The organism is Corynebacterium sp. HMSC065D07 (genome assembly GCF_001810695.1).
In the GTDB taxonomy this organism is placed as follows: Bacteria; Actinomycetota; Actinomycetes; order Mycobacteriales; family Mycobacteriaceae; genus Corynebacterium; species Corynebacterium hesseae.
In genome coordinates this window covers 366,041-380,048 of the sequence record NZ_KV802471.1, presented here as the reverse complement: position 1 = coordinate 380,048, position 14,008 = coordinate 366,041, and the positions used below count along the sequence as shown (strand labels likewise).

At 60.1% G+C, this 14,008-nt stretch carries 13 protein-coding genes; 6 read left to right on the top strand and 7 right to left on the bottom strand.

From position 1 onward, the window contains the following. Window positions 1–233 precede the first annotated feature (233 nt). From HMPREF2760_RS10815 to HMPREF2760_RS10810, 3 genes are all read right to left on the bottom strand, one after another. Window positions 234–2,330: a siderophore-interacting protein gene (locus HMPREF2760_RS10815; RefSeq protein ID WP_070597336.1), complete on the bottom strand. Its 2,097-nt coding sequence runs from the start codon at window positions 2,328–2,330 to the stop codon at window positions 234–236. Window positions 2,331–2,404: 74 nt separating this feature from the next. Continuing rightward, a complete protein-coding gene (locus HMPREF2760_RS12785; protein WP_143335455.1) occupies window positions 2,405–2,674 on the bottom strand; it encodes a hypothetical protein in 270 nt (89 codons plus the stop codon). Between the two features lie 128 nt (window positions 2,675–2,802). Next, the gene (locus HMPREF2760_RS10810; protein ID WP_070597334.1) at window positions 2,803–3,810 is read right to left on the bottom strand and encodes an ABC transporter substrate-binding protein; all 1,008 of its coding nucleotides are present in this window, start codon (window positions 3,808–3,810) and stop codon (window positions 2,803–2,805) included. 312 nt (window positions 3,811–4,122) lie between these two features. On the opposite strand from HMPREF2760_RS10810, the gene HMPREF2760_RS10805 reads away from it, so the two are divergent. Further along, window positions 4,123–4,431 (top strand): hypothetical protein, encoded by a 309-nt coding sequence (locus tag HMPREF2760_RS10805; protein WP_070530331.1) that lies wholly within the window; start codon window positions 4,123–4,125, stop codon window positions 4,429–4,431. A 7-nt stretch (window positions 4,432–4,438) separates the two neighbouring features. Here the strand turns inward: HMPREF2760_RS10805 and HMPREF2760_RS10800 are convergent, their stop codons facing one another. Further along, on the bottom strand, window positions 4,439–5,644 hold the full coding sequence (locus HMPREF2760_RS10800; protein WP_070530333.1) for a DUF418 domain-containing protein: 1,206 nt from the start codon (window positions 5,642–5,644) through the stop codon (window positions 4,439–4,441). A gap of 59 nt (window positions 5,645–5,703) precedes the next feature. Between HMPREF2760_RS10800 and HMPREF2760_RS10795 the strand changes: the two genes are divergently transcribed. After that, window positions 5,704–6,147 (top strand): DUF1990 domain-containing protein, encoded by a 444-nt coding sequence (locus HMPREF2760_RS10795; protein WP_070597332.1) that lies wholly within the window; start codon window positions 5,704–5,706, stop codon window positions 6,145–6,147. 30 nt (window positions 6,148–6,177) lie between these two features. On the opposite strand, the gene HMPREF2760_RS10790 is transcribed toward HMPREF2760_RS10795, so the two are convergent. Continuing rightward, window positions 6,178–7,929: an alkaline phosphatase D family protein gene (locus HMPREF2760_RS10790; protein ID WP_185963350.1), complete on the bottom strand. Its 1,752-nt coding sequence runs from the start codon at window positions 7,927–7,929 to the stop codon at window positions 6,178–6,180. 222 nt (window positions 7,930–8,151) lie between these two features. Between HMPREF2760_RS10790 and HMPREF2760_RS10785 the strand changes: the two genes are divergently transcribed. From HMPREF2760_RS10785 to HMPREF2760_RS10760, 4 genes are all read left to right on the top strand, one after another. Then, on the top strand, window positions 8,152–10,026 hold the full coding sequence (locus tag HMPREF2760_RS10785; RefSeq protein ID WP_070530338.1) for a purple acid phosphatase family protein: 1,875 nt from the start codon (window positions 8,152–8,154) through the stop codon (window positions 10,024–10,026). Between the two features lie 103 nt (window positions 10,027–10,129). Further along, complete coding sequence (locus HMPREF2760_RS10775; protein ID WP_227486303.1) at window positions 10,130–11,065, top strand: vWA domain-containing protein; 936 nt, start codon at window positions 10,130–10,132, stop codon at window positions 11,063–11,065. Between the two features lie 75 nt (window positions 11,066–11,140). Further along, window positions 11,141–12,333, top strand: a protein-coding gene (locus HMPREF2760_RS10765) for an IS3 family transposase (RefSeq protein ID WP_148138856.1) whose coding sequence is annotated in 2 segments (ribosomal slippage) — window positions 11,141–11,420 and window positions 11,420–12,333 — 1,194 coding nt in all. Because the reading frame shifts where the segments join, the coding sequence is not laid out codon by codon here. A 19-nt stretch (window positions 12,334–12,352) separates the two neighbouring features. Further along, the gene (locus tag HMPREF2760_RS10760; RefSeq protein WP_070532436.1) at window positions 12,353–13,399 is read left to right on the top strand and encodes an ROK family transcriptional regulator; all 1,047 of its coding nucleotides are present in this window, start codon (window positions 12,353–12,355) and stop codon (window positions 13,397–13,399) included. Here the strand turns inward: HMPREF2760_RS10760 and HMPREF2760_RS10755 are convergent. Together HMPREF2760_RS10755 and HMPREF2760_RS13165 are read right to left on the bottom strand one after the other, a co-directional pair. After that, complete coding sequence (locus HMPREF2760_RS10755; RefSeq protein WP_070524703.1) at window positions 13,396–13,602, bottom strand: HAD-IA family hydrolase; 207 nt, start codon at window positions 13,600–13,602, stop codon at window positions 13,396–13,398. The two genes, HMPREF2760_RS10760 and HMPREF2760_RS10755, sit on opposite strands and share 4 nt — an antisense overlap. Before the next feature lie 18 nt (window positions 13,603–13,620). Then, a complete protein-coding gene (locus HMPREF2760_RS13165; protein ID WP_256375375.1) occupies window positions 13,621–13,749 on the bottom strand; it encodes a hypothetical protein in 129 nt (42 codons plus the stop codon). Window positions 13,750–14,008: the final 259 nt, after the last annotated feature.

Below are 14,008 nucleotides of genomic sequence, written 5' to 3'. Positions count from 1 at the left end.
TTCCTTCAAGCGGAACTGCCAACAACGTAATGGGTGTGGCTGCCGATATGGAGGCAGCTCAGCCGCTAGGGGCCAGCCGACAGGCGCTCCCAGCCGAAGGGGTGGGACCCCAGCCGATAGGAAGGCTCCCAGCGGAAGGGGGGATCCCGGCCGACAGGGGGCACTTTAGAAACGGTTTAGCAAACCACCGAACGTCCGCCGCTCCTCCACACGCTTCGCCCGACCACCGGCAGTTACCTACCTCCCCTCCCCACCTCGAACAGCTGGGCACTCCACCCCACCGGCTGCTTCGAACGCACTACCGCACCCACGGCAGCCAGGTGCTTCGCAATCACACGGGCCGTGGGCAGCTGCGATCCATACAGAACGAGGCGTGATAAATCTTCCTGGTAGTCATGATCCTCGGCCCCACTTTCCTGCAACACTGGGGTCACCAGGAACAGCTGCGCCCCAGAACGTAGTACGGCAGCTACCAGCTGCTGCAACTCTATAGTTGGCCAACGTCGCCACGGATCAACCAGCACCACAGCATCTACCTGCTCGCACAAAGTAGCCACTGTGCCAGCCCAATCCGCCCGGCGCGCATCCCCACCGCTACGCCCAACCGTTGGAGCGTGCAGTGCACTATAGCGAGCACGATCCCGGCGGCGTGGAGCAATATCGCGCAGCATAACCTCCTCTGCGCTGGCCCCAGGCTCCGTCATCGCTGCAGTTGCTGCGCCTACTGAGATCCTTGCGTCATCCTCTGCCTCCGAAAACGACCCCAACACCACGGCGTTTGCCTGCGGTATCTTACGTAGAATCTCATCCGCATACACCGCCGCGGCCGGACCTCCCACCGCGCATCGAAGCGAGCCAGCATCCTGTCGCGCTAGTAGCTTGCTGCTCAGAATCTCCGCTGCGGCCGGGGCCGACCACTGAGCACTGGAGGCCGCCTGTTCGTGTTCCTCCACGGCCAGTTGTGGCTGGGTTTGCACAATGTAGTCCCAGCGGTGCTCGCCGGTATCAGCCGGATTCTGCAGTGCCTGCCCTAGCCGGCCAAGTGCTGCGGTCTTGGCGGCCGCCGGCCCGGTAATCCAATCCCTTACTGGAGAATCCGGGTTTGCCAACTCGCTGCCCAGCGCAGTGAGGCCGATTCGAACCGCCCGTTGGTCCGCCACATCCTCCGATGAGCTATCCAGTGCTACATCCGCCGACAACGTCACTAACCCCACTGCCTCCAGGTAACGCGCAATCCGGAGAGCCAGCTCCTGCTGCACGCCAGTTGCTTCGGCCAGTTGATCCACTCGATCCGCGCCCTCATCAATCAGGCCGAAAATCCCCATCCCTACGGCTTGGCGCACAAGAATCGCCGACCCCATTTCGGTGAGTTCATGCAGCTCAACCAGCGCATTACGGTAGCTCGTCACAGCCCCTGTCTCCGCCCCCTCACTGTCGCCCTGCAACGGAGTGCCCGTAACCTGCCCCGCACTCTCAGCCTGCGTAGCCGTCGCCCCTGCTTCCGATTGCGCCGGTGCCATTGCGCGCCAGTACCCCGTAATCTCCACGTTTTCCCGCGGAATCCCCAGAGCTCGAACCCAGCGTCGGATCGCCTTCAATCGCCCGGCCTCTCCCGCAGCCCATACATAGGGCATCGCAGCGGGCTCGGCCGCCCACTCTGGGTGTTCTCCGTACAACTCGGTAGCTTTCGCCACGAAGTCCCCGCCCTCGTCTCGCACCTGCCAGTGAATGTCCACCTGTGCTTCGAACTCCAGTCGCTGGACATGTGCCCGCGTGGCTACCTCAATAATCGCCACTGCCCTATACCCGGCGGGCAAAGACTCTATACAGCGAGCAATCGCCGGCAGCGCCGTCTCGTCGCCCACCATCAGTAGCCACGGAGTGTGGGTGGGCAGCGCTGCGCAAGACTTCGGCCCTGCGATATACAGGGGATCTCCCGGTCGAGCTCGTGCGGACCAGTCCTCGGCCAGGCCTTGGCCATGCCGCGCGAAGTCTACGACGAGACGGCCCTGGGAGGCGTCGAATGAACGGACGGTATATGTCCGAAACAGATCTTTGACTTCCTCTTGCCATAGCACCGTCGCGTCCTCCCGTGTGATGGGGTGAGGGCGCTCCCCGGTGGCCGGGTCTGGGAAGATGATGCGGATATCGTCGTCGAAACCATCGCTGACTAGCGGTGGTGCGTCTACGCCGAACGCACTATGGGCGCGTAGTTGTTCGCCCGTCAGAGTAATGCGACGCATCCCTGGTGTGATGTCCTCGATGTCATCGACCTGCAGTTCGCGGATCGTAATGGGGTAGATTTCCCTGTCTCGGCTATTCCTCGCCATGGTCATTCCTTTCTCGTTTCTGGGTTGGCGGTGTGCGGTGAGTCGGTGTGCGTAGGGTCAGTATGTGGGTTGGTTTAGTGGATTGGGACGGTGTGTAGCGGGTCAGTGCGGTGGATCGGCATGCGGTTGGTCGGCATGCGCAGGGTCGATGCCTCTCGCCTCGGGTGCTGGCCGGTCAGCCGAACTCTTGTCCAGCACCGCGGTGCCCACTGCTGAAAAACGTTCTTCCAGCCATCGACTTTCACCAGCTGCGCATGCGTAAGTTCAAGTTCGCTCACCCGCACCGGATACGCCCCCGGACGGCGCCTCCACGCAGCAGCCGGATCCCACTGCGCAGAAGACAAGCAAAGTTCCTTGCGGGTCGGCGGGCGGCAGCGGGGAGGCGAGTGAGCGAACAAGAAAGGGCATAAGAAAACACCCCACGCTGCCACACCGGGCGACACACTCGCGAGGGGTGCTGGAGAAAAAGAGACTAAGAGAGCTTTTTCAAGGTAGGCTTGACCTGCTCCAATACCCATGCACGGGACAGGGAGGTCGGCGTGTTCAGGCCGGCAACCACAGCCTCGTTACCCGCCAGGGTGGCGCCGGACTTGACCTGCGGCAGGTCTGAGTAGCCCGGGATCTTCTCCACCTCCGCGATGTCACCGGTGCGGTTATAGATCACCATGAAGTCCGCAGCCAGGGCGGAGACGTTTTCTGGCGACAGAGTCACGCGCCCCTGCTTTACCTCAATAGAGCCGTCGGTCAGAGGTTCCGGGAATTTCATACCCAGGTCGTAGATGAAAGAGGCTCCTGGGTCCTTCGGGTCGGCCACAGCTCCAAAGGATCCCTGAGCGAACTGGGAGACCACACCGGTCTTACCCTCGATATTCGGCAGCTCGGACTTCGCATCGGTGAAGACCTTCTCATCCTGGTCGATGACTTCTTGAGCTTTATCTTCCTTGTTGAAGATCTTGCCGAGCTCCTTCAGCTGCGACTTCCAGCCGATCCCCTCACCCTCGGTGCCAATACCACCCAGAGTGGGCGCGATCTCGGAGAGCTGTGTGTAGTTATCCTCGGAGATCGTCCAGTAGTCCCCGACGATGAAATCCGGAGCAGCGGCAGCGATCTCTTCCTTCGGCAGAGTCTTGAAATCGGCCTGCTTGATAATCTCCACGCCGTCCAACTTGCCGTCGCGCCACGGGGCATTCATGTCCTTAGCAGACACCACCACGGCGGAGGGCTTGATGCCCATAGCCAGCAGGTTGTCGATGGCTGGACCAATGGCAACGACGCGCTCGGGGTTTACGGGGTATGTGTCTTCCCCCCTGGCGTGCTTGATGGTGACTTCGGAGGCATTATCACCGGAATTCGCTGCGGAGTTTGCGCCTGAGGAAGTATTTTCCGCCTTGCCATCTGTATCGGAGCTGCAGGCTCCCAACATCAGGGTAGTGGAGAGCACGGCGAGACTGAGCGCACGGACAACGATTGAGTTCTTCATCCTGAATGGGTTTCCATTTCACTAAACGAACAAGGTTAGGTAAGGCTACCATCACCCAGGGTAGGCTAACAAGGGTAATCCGAGACTTTTTAACTTAATTTGGATCGGGGAGGGCACGACGATCCAGCTTCCCATTACTGCTCAGCGGCAATGCCTGCAGAGCTGAAGCCATGTCCGACAACAACACGTCCAAACGGCCCCGGCTGAAACATCAACCCCGATTAAGACACCCGCGAGGTTGACAAAATATATCGGAACGCCTCCAAAAATGAAGCCTCGTATATTCCATTACACAGGCCTACAATCGCGGCCATGGAATCCACGAAGCTAACATCACTCGTGTTTGGCAATGTTGTATTGGAATCGCACATGACGAAGACGATTATTGTCGTTTATTCGGAAGACATGCGGTCATGGTACTTCCGCCCGAGTCCGTACACGGAGCTTAAGGTGCCGCTCGATGAGCTGCGCGGGCAGCTGAGTAGAGAGCGCGCGGAACTCATCTCGGAACGTATCTTTGATAACGTAAAACTCGAGCTAGAGGAAAACTACCCCGGTGGCGTGGACCGCGCGCAGAAGGAGCTCTGCGGCTGGCTTCTGCGCGAGAAATCAGCCGTTTAAACCAACATCAAGCCGACCCGAGAGCCGACTTAGACTCAATACGACACGTTGGGCCGTACGCCAGCCGGCGATGCGCCCACTCGAACGGGCCAGGTTTGCCCCAAGCCTCAAGCAGAGCAGCGAGAAGCAGCGTCAGGACAAAGACCAGCAGACCGATTCCAAGCTTGCCGCTCACCGAAGCATCCGCGCCTAGTCCGAAGCCGGCTGGGGTGACAAGAACAATAAACAAAACCGATTGCGCAATGTAGCCCGACATAGAGCGCTTGCCCAATGCCACGAAAGCAAAGGCCCACCCAGGAACGCGATTGTTGAGTTTCTCCGTGAGCAGTGCCAAAACCGCCAGAATGCCAGGACCCGTAAGAAAGCCAAAAGCTTGGTTCAGCATCAAGAACACCGGTTCCAATTCGGTTGACACAACGCCAGCGGCCGCAAGCCCCCACGGAAGACCAACAAAGACAATGACCATACCTGCAATAACAACCCAGGTGACCAAGGTTCGGCGGTGCGCAGAAACGTTTGCAAGCACGCCCTCCCGCGCCCAGATATATCCGATGAGTAAAACGCCTACCAGCCCCACAAATGTGATGGGGATCTGCCCCAGAGCAGCAACCTCACCGCGCAGGTTGCGGGCGAAATAGTCACCGAATGTGACAAGTTCACCGGTCATCGGACGCGAGTTGGGCAGAGGATTGAAGTAGCCAAAATAGGCTCCCACCGCGCCCGAACCGGCGAAAACCGCATAGCCGCCAAAGAACCAGTAGGCAATGCGCCGCAGCGTGCGCGTCGAAAGCGTAAAGCACCAAACCAAGGCGATGCCCATGAGGCCATAGACCAGCATGATGTCACCGTCGAAAAGCGCGAAGCCATGCGCCAGACCAAAAACTGCAAGCAGCCCGTAGCGGCGGATGAGTACGCGCCGCGATTCTTTAATGGTGTAGCCCTTACGCTGCAGGCTCGCAGCAATGAGACCAATGCCGAATCCCAACAGCATGCAGAACATCGGCAGGCCTCGCACACGTACAAACATGCCGGTGAACACCGCGGCCGCGGTGTCCAGGGCGCTATCGGGACGCACACCACCCAGGGTGGAGCTAGGCCCCAAGGACCACTCGTTCACAACCCAACTCTGCACGGCGTTCGCCATGGCAATCCCCAAAAGCGCCGTGCCACGCGCTAAGTCAGGAACGATAAGTCGTTTCCGTTTCTCCTGCATACACCCTATTTTACTCTTCTCAAGCATCATCTAAGGGCGGTTTGGCTAGGCTAAGCCCCATGCCTGAGCCACTGTCGTACTCCTCCACCGAGGGCTTCCCGCAGCTGCACATGTCCCGCGTCATCGACGCTGAATTCGATGACGCCGCAGACAAACTCTTCCGCTGGGGCCTGCAGCGTAGCGGTCTTTTCCGGGTACAGCCCAGCCACGCCACGGTGGAGGAAGGCGCTGAGGTCAGCCTCGGGCTGGGGCCGTGGGAGTTTCGCTGCCGGGTCGTGGATGTCTTCCGCGAGGAGCGCCGGTGTGGCTTTACCTACGGCACCCTTCCCGGCCATATTGAGCGCGGCGAGGAGACCTTTACCCTGGAGCGCCTACGGGATGGGCGCACGCTGCTGCTTGTCGACGCCTCCTCCCAACCCGCCCGCCTCCCCTTCCTGCGCCCGCTGCTCGATATTCCCCGGCGCGCGCTGATCGGCTTCTTTTACCTCCGAGCGCTGGGCTGATCCCCCGCAGCGCCCGCCGGCGGATGGTGGCTAGGCGGTGAATCCGTCCTTAGGATTCCAGGTCTTGCTCACCGCCAGCGCTACCGAAGCATCTTCAGCTTCAACATCAGAAACACGGTAGTAGTGCATTTCCACGTGATCGGCAAAGAGATGCGCGACGGCATAGCCGTGGGAGTCATAGTCCAAGTGCTTTACCCACGGATTGGCGTCCTTGATTGCGTCCTCAATGAGTAACGAAGTCGAGTTGTCCTCCCCGTGGTAGGTGCCTGTGTAGGTGGTGAGGATTTCGTCGACATTGGGCGCCGTAATTGAGGTAGTCACCAGCTCACAGGCCACGCGCTTGTCGTGCAGGTAGATGTCGTTGGCCCATTCCGAGTGAATATCACCGGTAATGAAGAAGGAGTTACCCTCGCGAGCATCAAGAGCCTCGAGTACACGGTCACGGTCGGCGGCGTATCCATCCCATTGATCCGAATTCACGGCGAAGCCAGAAGTATTGCCCTTGACAAAGCGCAAGCCCTCATTGGCGGCATCATTACCTGGGATGGTCAGCAGGCGCATGGGAGCCATCATCACCGAGTTGCCCATCACCATCCACGTGGCGTCTGACATCGCAATAGTGTCTCGCAGCCACTGCAGCTGTTCGTTACCCACGATGGTTCGATTCGGATCCCCAAAGTTAGCGGCGGTGGTTTCCTGGTCGCGGTAGGTACGCAGGTCCATCATGGTGAGCTCCATGAGAGAGCCGAAGCGCAGGTTGCGGTAAAGCTTACCGCCCTCGCTCAGCTGCTTTTGGCGCAGCGGCATCCATTCATAATAGGCCTGCAAGGCGTCGTTCCAACGGCGGGACCACTCGCCCTCTGCAAACCCAGGTGTGTGGTTTTCGGCGCCCTCGCGCCAGGAGTTGTTGGCTGTCTCGTGGTCATCCCACACCACGACCCACGGGGCCGCAGCATGCGCAGCCTGCAGGTGCTCGTCGGTGCGGTAGCGGCCGTAGCGGATGCGGTAATCCTCCAGCGTGACGATCTCCCCCACGGGGTGGTGCTCACGTGCCACACCACTCTTGCCCACGTACTCCCCCGTGGGATATTCGTAGATGTAATCCCCAAGGAAGACCACGAAGTCAAGCTCCCCGGAGCGTCCACGCTCCGCCATGTCCTTGTAGGCGTTAAAGAAGCCCGATTCGTAGTTGGCGCACGAGGCCACGGCGAATTTCAGGTTGTCTACCTGGGCATCGACAGCTGGCGCAGTTTTCGTCCTGCCCACGGGCGAATACGCCCCGCTATGCTCACCCGAGGTCACCTGGAAGCGGTAGTAGTACACGGTGTCCGGGTTCAGGCCAAAGGGATCTACGTGAACGGTATGGTCGTGCTCCGCGGAGGCAACCTCTTGGCCGTGTGCCACCACGGAACCCATCGCCTCATCTGTAGCAATCTCCCATGCCACGTGAACGTCGTCTCCCATGCCAGAACCAGGCAGGGCATCCCGGTCCGGGGTGACGCGGGTCCACAGCACCACCGAGGTGGGCAGCGGATCGCCGGACGCAACGCCGTGGAGGAAAGGCAGCTGGGCGCCGGTGTACTGGTTATACGCTTCCAACGGGGTCTGGCGCGGGGTGCCGTGCTGGGCAGTTGCTGCCGACAGCCCATAGCCAGCGGCCGCGGTGGATGCACCAACGGCGCCCCAACGCAGCGCGGTGCGTCGATTAAAGCGGATAGCGCGAGAGTTTCTTAAAGATTCTGAAGAGTCTGGGGTATCTGTGGACCCGAATTCGTGGGACATGGGGCTAAACATAAGCTCACCAAAACTGCTATTTCAACGCGAAACAGCGCGTGATATCCCCTATACCGGGGGCATGTTCCACAGATTTCTATTCTGCTTAACCGGAGGTTCACCTTGAGATGTTTCTGTGACTAGGTCATGTCTGTTTCTCTGTTTTCTCAGCAGAGAAACACTCTCACACTCAACTTCCGATATTCATCGCAAAAGGCACACAAAGCAATAATGAAGCGTTTTAGTTTTTCTCCCGCCTCCGCTGGCGTAGCCACCATGACCGCGGCCGCTCTTGTCTTCACCTCACAGGTAAGCGTTCCCGTTCTGGCTACCGCTCAAACTAGCCCCATTTCCCGGATGGTGCTCCAACCGGGAAGCAAGGAAAGCTCCGTCATTGTCTCGTGGCGCACCCAGGGCCCGGCAGACAAGGAAGTCCTCGAGGTCACCGGCCCAGACGGCGCCCAGACCTTTGAAGCCGAGGAAAAGGACGGTGGCGCTATTGCATACGTGTCCAACTACGCCACCGCTACGGGTCTAAAGGAAAACACCGAGTACACCTACCGCGTCGGCTCCGAAGAGGGCGGCTGGTCCGAGCCTGAAACCTTTAACACCGGCAGCTTTGGCCAGGACTGGAGCTTCGTCACGGTTTCTGACGCGCAGATTGGAGTCGATGCCGACATCAAGGGTCAGACCGAGCAGTGGAACAAGACCATCGGCAACGCGGTTGCCGACGCCCCTCAAGCCAGCATGATCTGGTCCCTCGGTGACCAGGTTGAGGGCTGGGGCGCGACGATCGCGCAGTACGACGGCTACTTCTCCTCACCGGAGATTCGAAACATTCCCACCAACGCACTGCCGGGCAATCACGAGACGTACCCGTCAGACCTGGCAATGAAGCACTACGATGAGCACTTCATCAACCCGAATCAGGAGCCAGACCTGCGGGATTTCTACTTTGAGCGCAACAACGTTCTCTTCCTTGGGCTCGACACCAACGCCAGCAGTGACGCGGACATTGAGCGCCATGCGGAGTTCATGCGTAAGACCATTGAAAACCGCGGAGCTTTCAATGACTGGATCATCGTGGGCATGCACCACGCCTTCTTCTCTCAAGGCACCCACTACACCGATGGCGATGTAACCAAGCTCCGTGAAAAGCTCGCTCCGGTCATGTCCGAACTGGACGTCGATGCCGTACTCAGCGGCCACGATCACATCTACACCCGTACCCATCTCATGAACGGCCTTGAGCCGGTGAAGGCTCCTGCGAAGCGTGGCGACGTCCTCGCCCCCAATGACGGTGAGGTCCTCTACATCACCACCACCTCGGCGGGCGGCGGCAAGTTCTATGACTTCCAGGGTGAGGACGGGAAGAAGTACCCCAATGCCCGCATGGAAAACATGGACCCTGCTCTGCCGCACGAGTCCACGGCGATCTGGCGCCAGGACTACGACGAGGACTACATGGTCGTCGATGTGACCGGTGATGAGCTCACCTTCCGCACCTACAACGCCAACAACCCGAACTTGGTGGACAAGGTCACGCTGAAGAACAACGACCACGCCATTGCGGACCCGCGCGAAGAGAAGCCGACGACCCCGGCACCGGCGACCACAACTGAGGTCGTCACCACGGAGGTACCGACCACCGTGACCACCACGGAAACCAAAGAGGTCCCCACCACGGTGACCACCACGCTCCCAGCGGAGAAGACCACCAAGACAGTGACCTCGATGGTGCCCACCACTGAGGAAAAGACCATCACCACCAAGGTGCCGACGACCATTACCACTACCAAAACTGCCGAGCCCTCCGAGCCTTCGGATCCCTCCAAGCCAGCCAAGCCAGGTGAGCCAGCCAAGCCGGATGAGAACTGTGACGAGGGCTCTGCGGGGGCGTCGGCAAGCTCGGCAGGCTCCTCCGATGGGTCCTCGGATGATTCGTGCTCGTCCTCTCGCGGCGGCATGATTGGCTTCCTGTTGGGGGCCATCAGCGCGCTGATTGTCGCCGGCGGTGTGGCGGCGCTGGACCCGAACAGCCCGGTCCGCAACAACATTCAGAGCATGCTCGACTCGCTTTACCGGATGTATACCCGGTTGTTCTAAGGCCCCCTAAAACACGCAAACGGAAACGGAATGCACGGGGGTTAATCCCCCTGTATTTCCCGTTCCCAAGCGCAGATCGCCTCCTGTGTGTAATTTAACTCACATGCACACAAAGTCACGTTTCATACCAAAACCATTGCTCACGGCGATTCTTTTCCTCGCAGCAGTCGCTCTCTCCGTCGTAAGCGTTCTCTTTCCCCTCACCGCCACCGCCGAAGATTCACGCTCAACCTCCACTAGTAGCTCCGTGCCGAGCTCCCCCACTGCTTCTAGTGACATGGCCCCGACCATGGTGGTCTTCGATTCCTCCGGTTCCATGATCACCAACGATGCCGGCGGCCAGACCCGCATCGACGCCGCCAAAGATGCCGCCCGCACCTTCATCACCGAAGCCGGGGACGACGCCCCTCTGGGACTTGTCACCTACGGTGGGAACACCGGCGAGGCTCCTGAAGATGAAGCTGCCGGTTGCCAGGACATCACCGTGGTAACGCCACCCGAGGCCGGCAATTCTGAGAAGATGATTGGCCACATGGATGGCCTCCAACCGCGCGGCTTTACGCCCATCGGTGAATCTCTGCGCAAGGCCGCGGCTGAGCTTCCAAAGGAAGGCCAGCGCAGCATCATCTTGGTCTCGGATGGCGTTGCGACATGTACCCCGCCACCGGTCTGCGATGTGGCGAAGGAACTCAAGGAACAGGGTATCGACCTGGTCATCAACACCGTCGGCTTCAACGTGGAACCTGAAGCTCAGCAGGAACTCCAGTGCATTGCCGACGCCACCGGCGGCACCTATGCCGACGCCTCCGACGCCGATAGCTTGGCCAAGGAGCTTAGCCGCGCAGCACCGCGCACCTTCAACGCCTACGAGTCAGACTTAGAGGAGATCGAAGGCGGCGAAACCGAAGGTTCCCCGGCCACGGTAGACCGTGACGTAGAGGCCTTCTCCACCACTCTTCTTCCGACGGAGGGCAAAGGGCACTCAGCTGAATCCACTACCTTCTTCACTACCCCATTGCTGAAGGCGAGCGCGTGGTGATTGGGCCTGACCCCTTTTTGGTGGACACCTTTCATTCCAGCCCAGTCGGGCTGGGAAGAAAGGTAATCTACCACCATGTCCAGGTACTCCGAACAGTTCAAACGCGATGCTGTGGCCCTCTATGAAAACAATGAGGACCTCTCGCTGAACGCAGCATCAGCAGAGCTCGGTATCAACCGTGCCTCGCTGCATTCTTGGGTCACCAAGTACGGCACCGGAAAGCGTGCCCGCATTAGAGCCGTGCATGATAAAGCCCAAGCGGCGACTGATTCTGAGCGAATCCGCCAGCTGGAAAAAGAAAACGCGAAGCTGCGCGAAGAACGCGATATTCTACGTAAAGCTGCTAAATATTTTGCCGAAGAGACACGCTGGTGATCCGCTTCCAGTTTGTCTATGACCACCGAACCGAATACTCGGTCAAGCGGATGTGCCACGTGTTAAAGCTCAATCGCTCCTCGTTCTATAAATGGGTCCAAACCCGTGAAAAGCGCAGGTTAAAGACGTGTTCCGATGCTCTTATTGGTGCACGAATCAAGACCATCTTCGATGATGAGCACGGGCTTTATGGTGCTAAACGCATCGCTGCAAGCCTTAACGACGATACGGACTTTCCTCCGATAAATCACAAGAAGGTCGCACGCATCATGAAATCCATGGGACTTAAAGGCTTTACCAAGCGCCGCCGATGTGTCACTACCAGGCGCAAGCCTGGCCACCGTGTCATGCCGGACTTAGTAGGCCGTACATTCACAGCCAACGAGCCGAACCGCGTTTATCTTGGCGACATTACCTACCCGCCCTGTAAGGGTGGCAAGAACATGTATTTGGCCACAGTCATTGACACGTATTCACGGAAACTTGCAGGTTATGCGATCGCAGACCACATGCGAGTGTCACTGGTCGTCGATGCACTAGCCCACGCGCACGGTGTGCGTGGCAGTCTTGACGGGGCTGTATTCCATTCCGATCACGGCAGTGTGTACACCTCACAAGCCTTTAGGGACCACTGCACCCAGCTTGGTGTTCGCCAATCCATGGGAGCGGTGGGAACGAGTGCTGATAATGCCCTGGCAGAATCATTTAACGCCACCTTAAAGCGTGAAGTCCTGCGTGATCGGAAAGTCTTTGACAATCCCATCGTCTGCCGCCAAGAAGTCTTTCGATGGTGCATGCGCTACAACACGCGCAGACGGCATTCCTGGTGCAACCTTCTAGCCCCCGATGACTACGAAGCACTCACATCAGCTACACTGACCCAAGCAGCATAGCTAACCCCCGACGTGTCCACTGTCCGGGGGTCAGGCCCGTCTCCACCTCGTACGCCTCAATCCCATCATCACGCGCAGCGAGCTCGTGGAGGCCACCGGACTGTCCCAGCCCACCATCACCCGCGCCACCGCCGCTCTCCTCAAGGCCGGCCTCATCCAAGAGCGCACGGACCTCACCCGCTCCCAAGGTCGCGGCCGCCCCACGGTTCCGCTCGAGGCCTCCGATAACGGCTGGCTCCTTTCCGGCATCGCGGTCGGCACCACCTCGACGTATATCGGCCTCTACGACACCCGCGGCCGCATTATCCGCGAAGACAACGTTCCCACCCCGGTCTCGAAGCTCAGCCCCGATGACTTCGTCGAGCACGTCATCGCTGGCGTCAACCGGCTCACCACCGGTGTCGACCGCACACTCGTTTCCGTCGGCGTGACCACCTCCGGCTCCGTCGACGAAGAAGGCAAGGTCCACGCGGCCAACCTCGGCTGGGACGGCATGGATATCGCAGGACGCCTCGACTTCCAGTTCGGCGTCCCCGTCACTGTCACCCCGGCCGTGCCCGCCATCCTCGCTTCGGAGACGCAGGCCGCTCCTCTCGGCGACGAAGCCCGCACGCTCGTCCTCTTCGCGGATGACTCGATTGGCGCCGCCCTGTCCGATGAGGACGGCGTTGCCTCCATCGAGCTCCCACAGTTCGACGGCGCCGACCCACGCGACACCCTCGTCAACGCCGCGCTTGCGCCCCGTCTCGCTGAGGCTGCCGATGCCCCCTCGGTCCTTGCCCAGCGCGCCTCCGACCTCGGCCGCCTTACGGCCCAGCTTATCGATGCCCACCGCCCCGACACCGTGGTCATCGCCGGCTCCGCCTTCTACGACGTGCCCACCGCGCCGAAGCTCTTTGCCTCGGCCGCACGCGGCGAGCTCGACCCCGATCTCGCGTCCGCGACGGAGCTGCGCATGATCCCCAACCACAAGGAGATCGTCCGCTCCATCGCCCGCGCCGTCGCGCTCGACCCGCTCCTGCGCACGCCGCTTGAGCTGAACACCGCGAAGGTGCGCGCCGCCTAGGCCAGCCCGCACTCCGCACGCAGTTCGGCAAGGTTGCCGTCGTAGAGATACCCGCGCAGCCCTGCCGCCCGTGCTGCGTCGACGTTGCCCTGGGTGTCATCAATAAAGAGTGTGTCTTTCGCACTCGCACCCAACGCGTCCATCGCCACGTCGAAGGCCCGCTTGTCGGGCTTGACCACGCCAATCTCGCCACTGAGCACCACGGCGGTGAATTCCTTGAGTCACGAGTCGTTGCGCTCGCGCACCATACGACCGAGTCCCACCGGAATATTGGACAGCACGCCCACCGCATTGCCCGCGCCAAGCAACTCCTGGGCGACCCCACGACGTCGAGGTCCGGCGCCGTACACGGCTCGAAGTCCTGAGCGACGGCCTCAGAGATATCGAAGTCCGGAAGGCCTAGGCGCACCTGCATCTGGCGCCACCAGCGTTCGTCGCTCACCACGCCCGCGTCATAGGCCGGGCGCAATTCGTTATACGCCGTCCAAAAAGCGGCCGGATCCTCGGCACCGACGAGACGTAGCAGCGCCTCCTTCGGCTCCGGTGGGCGATGACGGAGCAAGACTCCGTAGAAATCGAAAAGATACGTCGACATACATCCAGACTACG